Source organism: Arcticibacter svalbardensis MN12-7 (genome assembly GCF_000403135.1).
GTDB lineage: Bacteria > Bacteroidota > Bacteroidia > Sphingobacteriales > Sphingobacteriaceae > Arcticibacter > Arcticibacter svalbardensis.
Genome location: NZ_AQPN01000002.1, coordinates 1 through 18,072 on the forward strand (window position 1 = coordinate 1; position 18,072 = coordinate 18,072).

Annotated in this window: 16 protein-coding genes, 1 tRNA gene and 1 pseudogene; 6 read left to right on the forward strand and 12 right to left on the reverse strand. The window is 39.7% G+C overall.

Annotation, left to right across the window (positions count from 1 at the left end; translation table 11 throughout):
• The 10 genes and pseudogenes from ADIARSV_RS00295 to ADIARSV_RS00335 form a co-directional block, all read right to left on the reverse strand.
• Positions 1-1,209, reverse strand: a 1,209-nt coding sequence (locus ADIARSV_RS00295) for a hypothetical protein (RefSeq protein ID WP_040298579.1), incomplete at its 3' end; no start/stop codon positions are given.
• Between the two features lie 93 nt (positions 1,210-1,302).
• A complete protein-coding gene (locus ADIARSV_RS00300; protein WP_040298580.1) occupies positions 1,303-1,518 on the reverse strand; it encodes a hypothetical protein in 216 nt (71 codons plus the stop codon).
• Between the two features lie 52 nt (positions 1,519-1,570).
• Positions 1,571-3,478, reverse strand: coding sequence for a beta-N-acetylhexosaminidase (locus ADIARSV_RS00305; protein WP_016193325.1), 1,908 nt, complete (start codon positions 3,476-3,478; stop codon positions 1,571-1,573).
• A 39-nt stretch (positions 3,479-3,517) separates the two neighbouring features.
• The gene (nagA, locus tag ADIARSV_RS00310; RefSeq protein WP_016193326.1) at positions 3,518-4,621 is read right to left on the reverse strand and encodes an N-acetylglucosamine-6-phosphate deacetylase; all 1,104 of its coding nucleotides are present in this window, start codon (positions 4,619-4,621) and stop codon (positions 3,518-3,520) included.
• Between the two features lies 1 nt (position 4,622).
• The gene (locus ADIARSV_RS00315; RefSeq protein WP_052016914.1) at positions 4,623-4,982 is read right to left on the reverse strand and encodes a hypothetical protein; all 360 of its coding nucleotides are present in this window, start codon (positions 4,980-4,982) and stop codon (positions 4,623-4,625) included.
• A gap of 149 nt (positions 4,983-5,131) precedes the next feature.
• Positions 5,132-5,728, reverse strand: coding sequence for a polysaccharide deacetylase family protein (locus ADIARSV_RS22290; protein WP_016193329.1), 597 nt, complete (start codon positions 5,726-5,728; stop codon positions 5,132-5,134).
• A 104-nt stretch (positions 5,729-5,832) separates the two neighbouring features.
• Entirely contained in the window at positions 5,833-7,677 is a 1,845-nt protein-coding gene (locus ADIARSV_RS00325; RefSeq protein WP_235048335.1) for a glycoside hydrolase family 9 protein, read from the reverse strand.
• A gap of 78 nt (positions 7,678-7,755) precedes the next feature.
• Positions 7,756-7,953 carry a heavy-metal-associated domain-containing protein gene (locus tag ADIARSV_RS00330; protein ID WP_016193332.1) on the reverse strand — a complete coding sequence of 66 codons (198 nt, stop codon included), beginning with the start codon at positions 7,951-7,953 and terminating at the stop codon, positions 7,756-7,758.
• Positions 7,954-8,235: 282 nt separating this feature from the next.
• Positions 8,236-8,328: pseudogene (locus tag ADIARSV_RS21380) on the reverse strand (S8 family serine peptidase); the annotation flags it as partial.
• Between the two features lie 62 nt (positions 8,329-8,390).
• Positions 8,391-10,631 (reverse strand): heavy metal translocating P-type ATPase, encoded by a 2,241-nt coding sequence (locus ADIARSV_RS00335; protein WP_016193333.1) that lies wholly within the window; start codon positions 10,629-10,631, stop codon positions 8,391-8,393.
• Between the two features lie 961 nt (positions 10,632-11,592).
• Here ADIARSV_RS00335 and ADIARSV_RS22040 point away from each other — a divergent pair.
• The 6 genes from ADIARSV_RS22040 to ADIARSV_RS00365 all read left to right on the forward strand — a co-directional run bounded on the left by ADIARSV_RS22040 (position 11,593) and on the right by ADIARSV_RS00365 (position 15,394).
• Complete coding sequence (locus ADIARSV_RS22040) at positions 11,593-11,943, forward strand: glycoside hydrolase family 99-like domain-containing protein (protein ID WP_200864687.1); 351 nt, start codon at positions 11,593-11,595, stop codon at positions 11,941-11,943.
• A 65-nt stretch (positions 11,944-12,008) separates the two neighbouring features.
• Positions 12,009-12,209 (forward strand): glycoside hydrolase family 99-like domain-containing protein, encoded by a 201-nt coding sequence (locus ADIARSV_RS22045; protein WP_016193337.1) that lies wholly within the window; start codon positions 12,009-12,011, stop codon positions 12,207-12,209.
• Between the two features lie 341 nt (positions 12,210-12,550).
• Positions 12,551-12,627: transfer RNA gene (locus ADIARSV_RS00350), tRNA-Pro, on the forward strand.
• A gap of 844 nt (positions 12,628-13,471) precedes the next feature.
• Positions 13,472-13,630: a hypothetical protein gene (locus ADIARSV_RS21715; RefSeq protein WP_160166625.1), complete on the forward strand. Its 159-nt coding sequence runs from the start codon at positions 13,472-13,474 to the stop codon at positions 13,628-13,630.
• 4 nt (positions 13,631-13,634) lie between these two features.
• Positions 13,635-14,714 (forward strand): glycoside hydrolase family 130 protein, encoded by a 1,080-nt coding sequence (locus tag ADIARSV_RS00360; RefSeq protein ID WP_040298585.1) that lies wholly within the window; start codon positions 13,635-13,637, stop codon positions 14,712-14,714.
• Positions 14,715-14,959: 245 nt separating this feature from the next.
• A complete protein-coding gene (locus ADIARSV_RS00365; protein WP_016193342.1) occupies positions 14,960-15,394 on the forward strand; it encodes a hypothetical protein in 435 nt (144 codons plus the stop codon).
• Between the two features lie 252 nt (positions 15,395-15,646).
• Here the strand turns inward: ADIARSV_RS00365 and ADIARSV_RS00370 are convergent, their stop codons facing one another.
• The gene (locus tag ADIARSV_RS00370) at positions 15,647-16,531 is read right to left on the reverse strand and encodes a F0F1 ATP synthase subunit gamma (protein ID WP_016193343.1); all 885 of its coding nucleotides are present in this window, start codon (positions 16,529-16,531) and stop codon (positions 15,647-15,649) included.
• 5 nt (positions 16,532-16,536) lie between these two features.
• Positions 16,537-18,069, reverse strand: coding sequence for an alternate F1F0 ATPase, F1 subunit alpha (locus ADIARSV_RS00375; protein ID WP_235048336.1), 1,533 nt, complete (start codon positions 18,067-18,069; stop codon positions 16,537-16,539).
• Positions 18,070-18,072 lie beyond the last annotated feature (3 nt).

Genomic DNA, 18,072 nt, shown 5'->3' on the forward strand with positions numbered 1-18,072 from the left:
TTCACTTGCACTTAAATATTGATGCAGGGACGCAGCATCTTTATCTTCTAATTTGTCCTGTGAGAATGCTTTTAGGTGTGATAGCTTTAATAAGGAGCCACAACCTGCAGCGATGAAAAGCTTAGTCAGCTTTTCATCTGCGTTTATATTTAAAGAGTTAAAAGTACTGAGATTGTCAATACCCAGAAACTTCTTGTCCAGCAATTGCATATCGGTCATTTCTTCCAGCTTCTTACCTTCCGGAGTACCATCATTAGTCAGAAATAAGAAGGATCGGATAATAATTTTGGCATCATTCATGGTGACTAAAAAATACCCTGCTTTTTCATCTGAAAGATAGACTGCGATCAACGTATGATTCGGCCTTTTGTAATATTCGATCTCAAACTCATGAAAGGTTAAAAAAGCAATCATGTGCATAATACCCGGGGTTATTCCGAGTCTTTCCTGCAAACGCAGGAAGGCATGATTTTGAATATATACATCCAATGGAATATCAAATTGCGCCACATCAAAACCAAGCTTTGAGGGTTTGATCTTAGCCCACATAAACTCGAAGTCCTTACCTATCCATCCTACACGAGTTAAATCGCGCTTTTTACCTTCGATAGTAATCTGTGTTTTTTCAGGTTTAAAATCACGTAAATAAATAACGTTTTGCAGGGTGTTCATATCCTGACAGGCGGTAGCAGCCATGTCGGCAATCAGGAGCCGGTCATTGAGACTGCTATGAAATATTTCAATATCCTGCAGCACAGCTGCTAACATTCTTGGTCCTACCTGGTAACCCTTAGTATTGGTAAAATAAGATTTAAACGCTTCCTTAATGAGAGCGGAACCAGGGAAATGATTTTCAACCAGTGTTTCTGCAAAGTGAATCAGTAACAGGCCATCGGTTAAATACCAGGAAAGTAATAACTTTTTATCAGTATCGGTATTGATATAAACCTCTTCCATTTCTTTTAGAAAATGTTTGTTGAAGGCTTCTACTTTTTCTTTGGGAATAGCTGAACCTGGTGCTACTTTAACCTTTAATACCGGATAACGGGTTTCAAAGAGGAAGGTCAGTGCTTGAGAAGGAAGCTTTTCGAAAATACCCGGACCAGCAAGTACATCACAGATTTCCTTCAGCCGCTCCATAAAGAGTTTACGGTGACGGGCTAACATAATTTTAGGATCAGTATCTGTATTTTGCTTCTTTTTTTTCATTCCCAGAGGGGTAAAATTAAATCAGGAAGCTAAGATACTTGTAAAGCAGAACAAAAGAGCCGAACACGATAATGTCCGGTTCTTTTGTTTTATTTATGCATTCTTTTTAGAAGAGGCAACAATAACAATGCCTCCAATAAGCAATATTCCGCCCAGGTATGGAGGCCAGTTAACCGTTTCTTTTTTATCAGCAGATACCTGAATAGGTCCGGCATCGATGATTTTGTCCTTTTTCGTATAGCTGAATCCGGTCCAAATCAGCATAATAACTCCGATTACAATTAGTACTAATCCTACTGTCCTGTTCATATCTTTAAGTTTATACTTAGATAAAGCAGAAGAGGGCTCATTGTTTGCAAATTTATTTTTTTGCTCTGCTTTGCAAGTCAGTTACCAGAATTGTCATTTGTCTTCCAATTGGATTTTTCCCTCTGTAGGAAACAATTTTAAGCAATCCGGCATCCTTGGGTACGATCAGAGGGGCGGTATACTTGGGATAAAAACGATCAGGATAACTATTGTCGAAAGAATAATAGAGATCCAACCCTTCCACTTCCGAAGTTAAACTTACAACCAGCTGAGTGTCTTTCCTACTCACATTTATAATTGGATCATAAGCACTGGGGGCATACTTAATCTCCGCTACATCAAATCGTTCAAATTGCTTTTCTACCCGGCCAAAGAAGTCATTCCAGTTTCTGTTTTTCGGCTGAGACCATAACGCCTCGGAAACAGCAAATGCTCTTGGCCAGGTCATATACTCGGCCTGACGCATGTTATACACCTGTTCGGTCCACAAGTTAGCTTGCCCTCCTTTGATTAGTGCAGGGTCCACTCCAGCAGGTAAGGGATCGAACTGGTAAGACTTACTGAGCAGTACAGACGCATAATTTTTAGGTTCGATAGATACATCACCCTGCATTAGGTCAATATAGGCAAAGTCACTTGGTGCCATCACTACTTCATGGCCCAGTTGAGCGGCTTTCACTCCATTGGAAACACCACGCCAGCTCATCACAGCAGCTTCGACAGGAAGACCACCACCCTCCATGATCTCATCCCATCCAATAAATTTCTTTCCTTTAGATGCGACAATCAGTTGTACCCTTTTGGTGAAATAGTTTTGCACCTCTTCCATGGTTTTCAATCCTTCTTTTTGCATTAAATCTTTAATCTGAGGATTCTTACTCCAAAAATTATGAGCAGCTTCATCGCCACCCATGTGGATATAACCAAATGGAAAAAGTGCGGCTACTTCAGTAACCACCTTATCAATAAACTCGTAAACTTTTTCGTTAGCAGGACATAACGCATTATCAACCAAGCCAATTGGAGGAGCACCATGTGACCAATCCATAATCTGTTCTCCTGAACGTACTTTATAATTTACAGCTTCAGGAGTACAGGAAAGTTCGGGGTAGGATGCAATGGCAGCCAGACTATGTCCGGGAACATCAATTTCAGGAAGGATGTTGACAAAACGAACTTTAGCATATTCGACAATTTCTTTGATGTCATTCTGGGTAAAGAAACCACCGTAATCGCGAATTTCATCCGCTGCAGGAGGACTAAATTTACCAAAATAACCTACCTTTTTTACACTCCAGGAACCTACTTCAGTTAACCGTGGAAGGCTTTTAATTTCAATTCGCCATCCTTCATCATCGGCAAGGTGCAGGTGAAGCAGGTTGTACTTATAACGCACCATGTTATCGATATAAGACTTTACATCCTCTTTGGTAAAGAAATGACGGGCGACATCAAACATTAATCCACGCCATTCAAAACGCGGATAATCTACTATTTCCAGACAAGGGATTTCCCATTTCACATGATCTGCTTCCACATCACCTTCAATTTCTTTAGGAAAAAGCTGTAATAAAGTTTGTACGCCGTAGAACAATCCGGCGGGCTGATTGGCCTTTATGGTAATATTGCGGGTGGTGACTTCGAGGCGGTAACCTTCATCACCTAGAATAGAATCAGTTTTCCTGTTTAATTGTAAATGGATGGTTGCTGAGGGACTCCGGGGAATGATGAGTACACTGGACCCTGTAGTTGTGGCGATCCGCTCCTTTAAAAGATTAGTCATTTGCACTAATTCAGGACTTGGACCTACACTTATCGTGACGTTTTTAGGCAAAATAAATGTTCCCGTATTTTTAATCAGTTCAACAGGGATGGGAATCAAGGAAATACCGGTGTTTTTCACTTGTCCGGATACCGTGGTATAACATGCAATCAGGGCGATTAATATATACTTTTTCATTTGTGTATGTTCTTTAATTATTGGCAATGGGCATTTTAATTAGTAACTACGGCCATTAAGCCAAACCTGTTCAACTTGATATTCAGCATTAAAAACGACGAGATCTGCTTTATACCCAGTTTTTATTTTACCAATATCTGTTTTATTTAATATTTGAGCAGGGTATGTGGAGGCCATTCTAAGTGCTTCATCAAGTGGGATACCCACGTGTTTAACACAGTTTTCAACGGCTTTAAGCAGGGTTAAAGCAGATCCTGATAATGTCCCATCAGGCATATTAAAATGATCATGGTCCCTTACATGTTGGTACGGACCTTGGTGACATTCTTCCACTGCGTCTGTGATTAGAAACATACGTTCCTGAAGTAACTTTTTACTGATCATCAGCGCTTGATAATCGATATGAATTCCATCGGCAACCATACTCGCCATGACCGTTTTGGATTGAAGAGTAGCTCCAGGAAGACCAGTATCGCGATGATGAAAAGGCGACATGGCATTAAAGAGATGCGTGGTGCAGGAGATCCCCTGCGCAAAACCATACGTAGCTTGTTGGAAAGTGGCCATACTATGTCCGGCTGAAACGATCACGCCGTTATCAATCAACAATTTAATCAGGGCAGGATCGGTTACTTCAGGCGCAAGAGTCATAATTTTCAGCACACCTGCTGCTGCTTGAAGTAAAGTCTCTATTTCTTTCCTTTGCGGTACTTTGATATACTTTTCGATATGGGCCCCTTTTTTAGCCGGATTAATATAAGGGCCTTCCAGATGAATCCCTAAAAGAGCAGGATGGGGATTATCTCTAACCAGACGTATTGCTTTTAAGAACACATCTATGGAGTTTGTAGCAAGGGTTATAACAAACCCGGTTGTTCCTTTACTTACCAGATCATCAGCAATAGCTTTTAATGCTTCGGCAGTTAAGTTTCCGGAAAACAAATAGCCCCCCGCTCCATAGATCTGAAGGTCAATAAAACCCGGTACGATAAAAGAGCCCTTGCAATCGATCAATTCGGCATTGGCAGGAATTTCATATTCAGGTATGATATCAATAATCTGATCTTTTTGTATGACTACTGCGTGATGGGTTAATAGTTCTTCACCCGTATACAGCAGCCCGTTCGTTATTATTTTTACCATTTTAAAGTTTTAGTCGTATTTTCTGTTTTCCAAGAAAACCAACAATTTGAATAATAATAAGCGAAAATAAAAAAGATTTTGTTAGCCCGATACCTCCGCTGTGTAATTCAAGGGGCAATCTAAATGTAATCATCTGCAACAAAGCAATATGTACATAGGGCAAAAGATAACAGGTGAGGGTGCTTACACCAGCAGGTTTAATCCAATTGTACCAGCCTTTTATACCTTTTAGATCAACCAGACAAACCATCAGGGAAAAGCTCAGCGCACTTATTCCTATGCAGATTGTGGTCCATGAAGGGGTAGCTCTAATTTTGGAGATGCCCCGTAAGGACCTGGTTAAGAGCCCAAAAAGAATCATCGTGATAGATATAGCAGCGATGTAAATCCAGAATCTTTTATCGGATGGTAATCCTTTAGAGTAGAACAGGGAAGTGATCCAGCATAGTTACTGCCCGGAAAGCGTCTATTGAAATAAGTCTCGGCGAATTTAGGGGTTGATTTACCATTTTACTTTAATAGGTCGTTAATGCGTAAAAAACTATAATTTTTATGCTCCAGTTCTTTGAGCAGCTGATCGAGTTTGTTATAGAATTTATCGGTTCTTCGTGGGTCGGTACCTATATGGATTAATAATATAAATCCATTCAAGCCATGCCCTGCGGTTGCTTCATATTGGATAATCGATTGATAGATCTCTTCAGAACTCCTATAACTTTTGCCCATTGCAGGATAGGTATAATCGGCATTGGATTGGGTGCCAGGAGAGAAGTTGAAGGTTTGCAGTCCCTGCTTTTTTGCCCAAAGCACAGTCGTTTTATTATACCATTCATAGGGTGGAATATAGTAAGGTACATCTTGTTTTTTAATTCCAAATTTCTTCATTTTATCAAAGTTAGCCAGGAGATCCTTTTTAAATTCTTGACTGTCAACCAGCAGGCTGTCTCTTTTAATCCAGTCGGCATATAAAAGATGTTTATCGGAATGTGGTCCTAAATAATGACCATCTTTCTTCAGGTTCTTTATTAACGTTTCAAACTCAGGGTTTGAATAAAAGTTGCCGGTAAAAAAGAAGGATGCGGGTATATGATGTTTCTTTAAGATCAATCTTATATGCGCTCCACCATCTGCAAATTCATCGCCTGTAAAGACTAAAGCTATATTTTTTGTACTTAAGTCTCCCCTTATGATAGCACCATAAGGGTCGGTCGTTACTTTTTTGGCGCTACCACCTCCCCGGACTGACTTTCTTTAGCTGCAAGCAGGTAAACCAGAGAAGCTGTGCCATCCATGGTTGGTTCATTAGTACTAAAGTCTCCTGAATCATCATGATAAACAGCCAGATCAGATTGAAATTCCATGTATTCATCCGCTTCATGCATCTTGATGCCTAGCAGATTAGCAAAGATACTACCCTTTACGGGACCGTCTACCAGTCCTCCGTCTAGTGGGTAGTGCTGCAAAACCGTTAACGAAGAGTGAGGGTCAACGGGAGTATCTGCATTTGCCGATCCGGGTAAACCGTAAACCATACTGGTACCCCATGGGTTAAGGCCGAAAAGCCAGTCAAATGTGGCTTGTTCCAGTTCGATATAGGTGGTATCGCCACTGAGTTTGCGATATAGGACACATTGAATGGCAAATGATGTGGTAAGATTATTGGAGCACCAGATAAAGGGTATGCCCCTGTAAAAGGCGTTATTTTTAGACTTGTCCCACACTTTCTGGATGCCTTCTTTGTAATAACTGATGAGTTTGGCTTTATTAACAGGATCGCTGGTTTCAGCTAGTTCATAGTGTCCGAAGTTATGGAAGGGATACCATTGGTAATGTCTTGCTGTATCAGTACCCATCCAGGGGATAACTTTTTCTTGTACACTGTATTGCAATGCCTGATCAAAATACTTTTGTTCATGAGTGAGTTGGTAGATAGCCGCGGCACCTAACTCCATATCATCCACCCAGTTGTCTTCTTCGTAAAAGTAGGGTGCTGTACCTGGTGCGGTTTGAGATACGCCTGGTTTAATCAATCCATATTGATAGGCTGATACCGATTTAAGTTTTAATTTTTCAGCATATTGTTGATCGCTTTTTGAAAATAACTGTGAGCCCAATGCAAATGCACTTGCGAATTTACCGGCTGTTGAAGAGGTGCCGGTAGTTCTGTTTTTATATTTTTTAAACCCTTGAATCTCTCCGGTGATGAAATAAACGGGTCTTCCTGTGCCTTTTCCATAACCATAATCAACGGAATCTTTATTAGGTAAACGGTATCCGGCATGATCACGGTCGTCTGCAATTTGGTTAAACATCCAATCGTCGCGCGGATGCATTTTTAACAACCAGTCAAGGCCCCATTTGGCTTCATCCGCTACATCTGCCATACCGTTGGTTCCTTCCAGTCCATTTGCAAGATGTTTATCGGTAAATACACCCGGGAAATCACGATATGCAGCAAGCAAGTGATAAGTTGCATTGGCCGATGTGGTTGCATACTGCAGGTAATCTGTGGCATCGTGCCAGCCTCCTGCAACATCAACATGCGTTTTTTCGGGCATAGGACCATATAGCGTATAACCATCATGGGTGTGACAGGAATCTTTAAGATATGGGTTAAAGCCTGATCGCTGCTGCCTCATGTAGTTGAGCACAAAGTCTGATGTCCCTGCATAAACATCTGTGGATATTTGGAACTCAGGTGATTGGGTTGACCCTGACTTTAAATAATAGGTTCCGAGAGTTTTAAATTTAGTAAAATCGAAACGGTAGGATGATGCAAAGGGACCGTAAGCGCCATAGTTTTTACTGGTTTTGCTTTTGAAGACAATCCTAGAAGTGGAGACTTCAATTAACTGAAATGTTTTAAATTTTTGATTTCCTTTTGAGCCGAGAACGGCCACCTTTACACTTACAGGGGAATATCCTAACTGGTTTATTCTGATCCAGGCTGATTTATCATTCGCATTTACATTATTGATTGCCAATAAAGGTAAAATAAATAGAAATAACCGTACAAATGAACGCGTTATTGCAGGAAACAAGAAAGACCTATTCATATTTTGCCGTTTTATGCGTGACACTTTATCAAATATATAAAATAACGCAACGGATTAAAACAAGAATAGGCCTTTATGTTAAACTTTTTCGGCTGTATAACCCACTTCTTTTAAAGCTGCGACCATTTCAGGTACATTAGCGTCGGTTTTAACCGTGAGAGTACGTTCGGGAACCAGTAAGTTTACTTCCCAGTTTCCTTCACCTACCGTTTTATTTAATGCAGGGGTAACTTTGGCTACACATGCGTCACATTTGATATTCGTTTTAAAGTTCATGGTGTTTATATATAATTAAAGATGTTTATACGTTTTGTTTAAAATGGATTTGATTCAATTTTCATCTAAGAAGAGATAAATTAAGCTCTTTAAAAGGGGTCTGCTTCATTTTGTTTATATAAACTTTGATTTGGTTCATGATGTCTCTAAATGAGTAAAAGGATTCTCTTGTTAAAATGAGCTATTGTTGTAAAAACAGCATTCATTGTATAGGTTAAAAAACTTAAATATTAATTGTTGCTCCATGCGCCTTTTAATTTTTAAGGTTTTTTTTATTTACACCAGGCAAATATCCTTTACTTGAACAGCAGTTAAAGAAGGGAAGTAAGAACGTATTAAAGCCGCCACACCCGATACCACAGGAGAAGCCATACTTATTATTGCGGACTACCTAAATAAAGCGAAACACCCTTGCATGACCAGCAATGCGGTAATTTTTAAAGTTTTGTAGCTTTTAACCTCAGACTATTACTCACTACAGAAACCGAGCTTAACGCCATTGCCGCACCAGCAATCATAGGATCGAGCAGGAAACCATTGTAAGCATACAACACCCCTGCCGCCAATGGTATTCCAATCAGGTTGTAGATGAATGCCCAGAAAAGATTTTGATGGATAGTTTGAACCGTTTGTTTAGATAGTTTTAACGCTTTAGGAATAGATTGCAGGTCAGAGGTAATCAGTGTCATTTTTGCCACATCCATGGCAATATCAGAACCATGACCCATTGCAATACTAATATCAGCCTGCGCTAATGCATGAGAATCATTGATACCATCACCTACCATAGCTACAACCTTACCCTTTTGCTGTAATTCTTTGATGAAGTCCGCTTTATCAGAAGGCAATACTTCTGCTTGATACTGCTTGATCCCTACTTCTTCAGCTACAGCGGCGGCAGTCTGATTATTATCCCCCGTTAGCATGATTACTTCAATGTTCATATCCAGCAGCTTTTTTATAGCTATTTTAGAACTGGGTTTAACCTGATCGGCAATGGCTATAACAGCAAGTACATTTTGAGTATTTGAGAAGTAGATGACGGTATTTGCCTTTTTCTGAAAGGTTGTTGCTTTGGCGTTCAAATCGCTGTCCATCTGAATGGAGTGTTCATCCATCAAACTTTTGTTTCCGGCGTAATAGGCTGTTCCTTCATATGATCCGGTTACGCCTCTGGCAGTGATACTTTCAAAGGATTCGAGATTGACTCCCTGGATTTTATTTTCTTTTAAATTGCTAATTACAGCTTCGGCCAAAGGGTGTTCAGATTGTATCTCAAGGCTATAGAGTATTTTTTCAAGCTCCTCTTTGTTCGTTGTATTCGTATTCCATTCCTGAGCGGTAACCTTGGGTTTACCAGCTGTAATAGTACCGGTTTTATCCAGGATGATCACATTAACCTGATGGGCGAGCTCCAGACTTTCGGCATCTTTAATCAGGATATTATTTTCAGCACCTTTCCCCACTCCTACCATGATAGCTGTTGGGGTAGCAAGCCCCAATGCACAAGGACAAGCAATAACCAATACGGTTACGGAAGTAAGCAAAGCATGTGTGAAGGCATTTTCGCCCCCTAAAAGCATCCAGGTGATAAAGGTGAGTATGGAAATAATGATGACTATCGGTACGAAGATCCCGGCAATTTTATCTACCAGCTTCTGCACGGGTGCTTTACTTCCCTGTGCCTGCTGTACCATTTTAATAATATGTGCCAGAAAGGTATCACTTCCTACCTTTTCCGCTTTGAACTGAAAGCTTCCTTTCTGATTGATTGTTCCGGCAAAAACCTGGTCATCCTTTTGCTTATGAACGGCAATAGGCTCCCCGGTAATCATGCTTTCATCAACATACGAATCGCCACTTGTAACTCTTCCATCTACGGGAATCTTTTCTCCTGGCCTGATCAGGATCGTATTTCCTTTCTCAACAGCGGAAATGGCTATTTCTTTTTCCTGTCCATCGATAAGGAGTCTGACGGTTTTCGGTTGCAGTCCCATCAGCTTTTTTATTGCCGATGATGTTTTAGATTTAGCTTTCTCCTCCAGCAATTTGCCCAAAGATATAAAGGAAATGACGACTGCAGAGGCTTCAAAATAAACATGAGGCTCCACTCCCCTGCTTAGCCAGAACTCCGGATTCAGGGTATTAAAGACACTAAAAATGAAAGCTATTCCGGTACTCAGAGCAACTAAAGTATCCATGTTCGCCCTGCCATGTTTAGCTTGTCCCCATGCATTGATAAAGAAATTTCGACCAAACCAGAACAACACAGGTGCAGTAAGGATCATAGAGATCCAATTACCATAAGGCAAATGAATGAAGAACATCCCTATGATAAAAACAGGAAGAGAAAGGATGGAAGCCCAGATGGTCCGTGATTTTATTTCCTGATATTGTTTAAACTGGATCTCCTCCTGCGCTTTAGCAGGATCTTCCACATTTACTATTATATCATATCCGATGGAGCGGATGGCTTTTTGTAGTTCAAAGGAATTGGTTTCAGTGGGATTAAATTCTGCCCATGCAGTTTGATTCGCATAGTTAACCGCGGCATCCTTTACCCCTTTAGAAGATTTAAGCATGGACTCCACGCTACTTGCACATGAAGCACAACTCATTCCTGTAACGGGAAAGGACTGCTTGGTAAATGAACCTGAAGTTTTTGTATCTGTAAGCATACTATTTAATTGATGATACAAAAATAGCTATTCATACAGGCTGCCTCTTTACATAATTACGGGAAAGAGTTATATTATTTTATGAATTGGTTTAAAAGGTTTTTTTGAGTTTATTATTCATGCTTCTGATTACATTAATGACAGCGCATATTAATGGGATTTTGAATTTACGCTGGTAGAGCAAATAGAAACAGAGCAAAGTTGCACAATTAAGAGGTTTTGATCTAATCTGTGCTCTTTAATGGCATTAGCTGGTTTAATTTTACATAAAAGATATTGTGCTAGTACCCCGATAATTTCCCCTGTATTAGTTGCAATCTCAAGAACCATGCTTATCCAGATGATTATTGAAATTCTTTTCTACATTTTTATGCTTTTCGTTTTTTGGATGAAGAAGCTGCATAAAATTGAGCCGATCGCTGTTATAATAATAAATGTTATTCGCTTATTTAGATGTTATTTACCACAAAATAACGTGAACGAGACGACTACCAGGGAGCCGTGTATACTATCCAAAAGATATGAAATTTCATCCGTTAAAAGTATTATTGCCATGTAGTGATCATCCAATTATATAACAAGTTCTTTATTAATAAAAAATATCTTTATGAAAAATTAACAGCCAATGAACGGATTACCTTCTTCTAAGAATTTAACTTTTTTTATTCCATCTTACAGCATGAATAAATGATTTACGATGTTATTCGCAATTGGCATTCTTATATTAATCTTCGGAAATGTCAATGCTCAAATTAAGAAAACAGCTAAAAAGAAATATGATGTAGCGGCTTTTTTATATCTAGCTTACGCAAATGACGATCCACGCTTACGCTCCTTTTAGCCCGCTTGCATTGGGGAATGGGAAACGGTGATGAACATGCAGGAAAGATTTCCGGGGCATTATTGGGACGGGAAACCGGTATAGGGAACGGTAAACGAAGCTGATCCTGCTGTAATGAATATGGAAATTAACGAAGCCACCAAGCATGGTGTAAATGTTTTCATTTTCGACTGGTATTGGTATGACGGGCGCCCTTTTATGGAAACTACATTGAACAACGGCTTCCTAAAGGCTGATAACAAGGACAAAATGAAATTTTACCTCATGTGGGCTAATCATGATGTCGTGAATACGTGGGATACAAGGTTAAATAAGGTAGAGGATGGAAATGTGATCTGGACAGGAAAAATCAGTCGGAATGAATTCGAAAAGATTTGTAAACGCAATATTGACAAGTATTTTAAGCTGCCACAATATTATAAGATTGATGGTAAACCGGTATTTATGATTTATGATGTTCCACAACCATAGCAGGACTTATTATCCGCACATTAGTAGGATGGGATAACAGTCCGCGGTTAGGAAAAAGTGCAGTTATGAGAAACAACACACCTGCTAATTTTGCCAAGGCACTTAAAATGGCTAAAGATTATGTTGATGCCCATCCTCGACAGGTTCCCCTGATTACTATCAATAGCTGGAACGAATGGACGGAGACCAGCTATCTTGAACCAGATAATGTTTACGGGTATGGATATCTGGATGCTGTAAAGAGAATATTGGTCGATGATAAATAAATTTTTTACTGTTTTTTTCGCTTAAAATCGCCTTAAAAGTATTTATTTAGGCATTTTTAAGGAAATAATCTCTTCTTGTAAAATTTATTTTCAATTGTTTAGGTGATGTAAGCCACACATTATCTTTGAGTTGCTTTTTTAAATTCTTAGGTGTGTATCTTTCTTCTGAAAATAGTTTTGGAAACATCAAAAAAGGACTTACATTTGCTCCCGCTGAGAGAAAAACAAAGCGTTTTTAAAACAAAAATATTAATTAAAAATATATTTGCAGAAAAGACAAAGTTTAGTATCTTTGCAGACCCTTAACAAAGAGATCATTTATAGATCAAAAAGTTAAAACTCGGGGTGTAGCGTAGCCCGGTATCGCGCCACATTTGGGATGTGGAGGTCGTAGGTTCGAATCCTGCCACCCCGACCACATGGACGTCAAAATCCAGTAAAAACCCTCTAAATAGCAATATTTAGAGGGTTTTTTTATGAATCATTAAAAATTTCATATCAAAATCAGGCATTCAATATCATCTGTTTTATGCCCTATTCTGCACCCTGTCAAATTGTTGATTTATAAATTATATCACTTTCATTAGAACCCTCTTTATAGTCATTGAGAACTAAGCTTAGTTTGACGTATGGTTAGATAAAAAGAGACTAAAAAATGAATAAAAGGGTTGTGTGTCTGATATTAAAAAATCCATATGAATCATAGTCATCTAATTAAATCATTTCCTTTTTCTGAAAAAATATCAAATATCTTCATATGATGAAATAGATCATATATGTTCATCAGCGAGACCGCTCCATTTAATGGATACAAAGAAAGCCTAGCTCAACAGGAGGTCAAATATTGGCATGATTTGACCTAGCTAGAAAACGGAATTTATTGACCAGCCTAGAAAAGTTATTACGGAAATCTAGTTAAATTGCATATGACCCTTAGGCGTTGTCAATGAATAACTTACCCAATAACGTAAAGCTAAAGCCGATAATAATTGAAACTAATTCGCATATATGCGCTTAATAGGTAACTCACAGACTGAAAAATTATTCAATAATAAGCACTTTTTATTATGTTACATACAAACTAACGCCTCCTTTAACGTAGCTTGCAATAATGAGTCTCGGATGGCAGTTTGTATAGAAGGTTGCCATGCTGGAAAAGATGATCCCAGAGTTTACGATCAACCTGGGTGGTGCAACTTCTGTAGAAGTTACCCAACCTGGCATAGATACAGGCCTAGGAAATGCATAAATTGGAAGAAATAATGAAGAAAGTTATAGCGGATATGCTTTTCGTAGTCGACGCCTTATTTGAAGGTGGAAATGATCATCCGGCTAAAAAAACTGGCGTAGACTGTATTCAGGTACGCGGACCTAAGGAAACTAAAATCATTATTCAAACGATCATCATCTGTCAAACGTAAACTTATGGGATTATTGAAATTGAAACGATTGGGCACTATTATGGAGCCCGACATGAACAACCCGATGGAAGCTGGCGGTGTTTTGAACCCGGCTGCAGCAAGAGGAAAAGACGGGAATTTATATTTGTTTCCCCGAATTGCGACAAAAGATAATTATTCGAGGATCGGCATAGTTAAAGTACTCTTCAATGATGCAGGGGATCCAACAGGTGTGGAGCGTTTGGGAATCGCCCTTGAGCCAGAAGCAGATTATGAAAAACGTCCCAATGGTGGCGGCGGTTGTGAAGATGCCCGTGTGACCTATATTGAACCTTTAGAACGCTATATCATGACCTATACGGCCTTTTCACCCGATGGTCCCAGAATTGCTATGGCTCAATCCAAAGACCTGTTAACCTGGGAGCGGCTTGGATTAGTAACTTATAATCATTACGAAAATATAGAATTCAATAACATCAATAATAAAGATGCCTGTGTTTTCCCGATGCAAATACCAAGTCCGCATGGTCACCGTGCGTTGGGTATGCTGCATCGCCCCCTGTTTCCTGGTACCTCGCCTGAAGAAAAAGCTGCCCACCCCTGGGATAAAGCGATGGATAGACACCACGAAAGCATCTGGTTATCCTATTGCCACATTCACCCGGAAAAACAGGAAAGCGAAAAATGGCAACCGGCGAAATTCACTTCTCACCGGCCGCTCGCAGTCCCTGTGTTTGACTGGGAAAAAATAAAAATAGGTTCAGGAACTCCACCGGTATTGACAAGATTCGGTTGGATGTTCATTTACCATGGCGTGCATGAAAGTGCACAGTCAACACCCACAAAACAACAATTGATATATTCTGCCGGGGTAATGTTTCTTTCAGCCGATGATCCTTACGATGTTGTGTTCAGGTCTTTTGAGCCTATATTAGTACCAACCCTTCCTGAAGAAAAAGTTGGAATTATTGCTGATGTTGTTTTTCCAACAGGAATAGACCAGCGGACCGACATTGGTATGCCCGACCGCTATGATGTATATTATGGCATGGCCGATAACCGTATAGGTGTGGCACGTCTTGATCTTCCCAAAAATCTAGAATAGATATAATATAAAGCACAATCAATTGATTCTTAACAATACAGATCTTTTAATATAAATTATTTTGACACAAACAAACCAGCCTATATTACTTATTGCTTTGAAATACGCTGGACTTATCAAACAAATCTGCTTATTAAAGGTTGCCTAATTATACTTCTCTATTAAGCTTTTGAACCGACGGTTCATCATTATTTTGCTGGTCTATTTTAGGCTTAAACTTAATAAAGATCTAAAATTTAAAAGTTATGGATCCCTACAAAGAACTATCTGAAGAAGATCAAAAGACCTTGCTTAAATTTCCAGTTTATATTTCACTTCTGGCAGCTAATGCTAATGGCGAGATGGATAAGGCAGAAAAAAATACTGCTATTCAGTTCGATCATATCAAACCCTACACAGCAGATCCACTACTGCTCGGATTTTACGCAAAAGCAGACCAGGTTTTTCAATCAAATCTCGAAGAGATAGACAATGAACTTCCAAAAGGCAAACTCCAACGCGATGTAGCGATAAAGGCAGAATTAAAAAAGATAAAAGAAATATTGAAAAAATTCAGCCCGGCATACGCGAATGCAATGCACAAAAGTATGAAGTCATTTAAGGAACATATATCAGAGGCACACCATAACGTTCTGGAAGATTTTTTATTCCCTATTCCTATTAAAGGACTAACTGATTAGTTCGATAAAGATAAGTACTGTTAGAATTGCCCATAATTGCAATTTCTGGCATATATTATCAAGTTAATTCGGCAAGGAGTTTAATCCTATAGTTGAATTAATTGGCAAAAAAGATTGAATTAAAATTAAGGGAAGCCAGCAAACTTTGATCACCTTCTCTTAGTTGTAGGATAACCTATTTAATTTAGAAGCTGCTCGTCTATAATGGGTTTAGCATTTATGATCTTTTTTGCATTTCCCAAATTAGTAATTCTATTTTTTCAAAGCTTCGAATCCAGAGACAACATCGAAAAGCTCTTCGTCAATCATACTTTGGCGCAAACTCTGAAATTTCTTACCAAGGCTATCTAACATATCACCTATACTCTTTTCTGCACGCTGCATGGCTTCCAGCCGGCTTGCGTTTTCAGTAGCCAAAGACTCTGCGCAAGCTTTAAACACCGAAACAAACAAATAGGCGTTGATGAGCGCTGTTAATGTAGTTTCAGCATTACCAGCAACTTCAGGAATATTATTAGTTGGCCATTTCATATTTATGATCTCCTGCATCCATTGCTCATCAAGTGGTAACAAACGCTGCATGACCACCTCGTACCCATAGCCAACTTTAGGTTGGTTATGAAACATATAAAACTGTTTTACCCTACCTGTTTCAAGGGTGTTTTCAATGTCAATTAAAATATTTTGAATAAGCGGTGTAACCGCATCTATTGAGCCAGGAACAGCATAAGATTTTGTAATATGAAGTCCTGCGTCTGCCAAAAGTGCCTGAACTCGTTCGCCAATTACCCAGATCTCTTTTTTACCGGGGACAGACTGTAATGATTGCTGCACATCTTTGCAGATCAGGTCATTAAACTGCCCAACCAGACCCAGGTCAGAACCGAAAACAATAGCGCAAACAACTTCATCATTAGACTTTTTGATTCCCGGTTTTTTAATCACCGTTTGAATTTTCTCTGCCGTTAAATAGGCTTTAATTCCCAGTGTAACGGTATGGTTGTAGTCTCCAAGCGACTTTACTGCAGCCTCATATTGCGTTATTCTGGAAGCTGCCATAGCCTTCATCGCTTTCACAACCGATTTAATATCTTTTGCGCCCTCTAGTTTCCGGTTTAAATCTTCTAAAGTATCCATTATTTTTACTTTGGCGTTTGATCGGATTCAACCTTTTCCTTAAAAGAAGCAAGCAGATCTCCTGCGGTCTTCAAGATCAGATCATGATCCGCACTGTCTAACTGCTGGTCTGCAAATAGGCGTTTAAGTAATTCACTGGGAAACTGATCCATACTTTTCAAAATACCAGCTTCTGCTTCCCGTACTTTGTCAATAGCAACGTCGTCAAAAAGTCCGTTTGTTAATGCAAGCAATACTACTATTTGCTGTGACACCGTTAATGGATGAAGTTCGTTTTGCTTAAGGCAACTCCGAATACGTTCTCCGTGATCAATAATTTTTTTAGTGTTTTCATCTAAACGGGTGCCAAACCGCGAAAAGCTTTCCAGTTCCTCAAATTGAGCATATTGCAGTTTAAGTTTTACAATAGATTTGTAGGCAGGCAATTGCGCATTCGATCCGACACGCGAAACAGATTTCCCTACATCAACAGCAGGTAAAATACCGGCTTCAAATAATTTAGGAGAAAGATAAATCTGCCCGTCTGTAATGGAGATCAGGTTGGTTGGAATATAAGCGGAGATATTTTGAGCTTCCGTTTCAATGATCGGCAACGCCGTAAGCGAGCCTCCCTTTAAATTATCGCTAAGGTGCGTGGCCCTTTCCAATAATCTGGAATGAATATAGAAAATATCCCCTGGGAAAGCTTCCCGTCCAGGTGGTCTTCGTAACAACAACGAAAGCTCCCGGTATGCGCGCGCATGATGCGTCAGGTCATCATACACAATAAGTACATTTCGCCCCTCTTCCATAAAATGTTCGGCAATGCTGGTTGCCGCATAGGGTGCAATATATTTCAATCCGGCCGTACTATTACCTTCAGCAACCATGATCACGGTATACTCCATCGCACCTTTTTCCTCTAGGTTGGCAATTACCTTAGCAACCGCCGAAGCACGCTGTCCAATAGCACAATATACACACAGCACGTCTTTCCCTCGCTGATTAAGTATGGTATCAATAGCAATTTGTGTTTTCCCGGTTTGCCGGTCACCAACTATCAATTCGCGCTGACCTCTGCCAATCGGGATCAGTGCGTCAACAACCTTAATCCCTGTTTGTAACGCTGCATTTACCGCCATCCTGTCCATAATTGCTGGTGCAGGCCTTTCAATAGGGAGTCTTTTACTGATTGGTATAGCACCTTTGCCATCAATAGGCATGCCCATTGGGTCTATAACTCTGCCGATCAGGTGATCCCCTACCGGGATATCCATTACTCTACCGGTACGTTGCACTTCGTCACCAGCGTTCAATAAGGTATCTTCTCCAAGCAGTATTACGCCGATTTCTTCTTCATCCAGGTTGTAGGCTATGCCGTAAAGGTCTTCAGAGAATTTCAATAACTCTTCAAAACCAACGCCCCCTAGACCCGAAACTTTGACTATACCCGTAGCTACACTTGTTACATGACCCACCTCCTGGGGAGCAAATGCGAATACATGATCCGCTATACCTTTATCAAGTTGTTCGAACCTGTGTGCTATGTTATTTTTCATGGA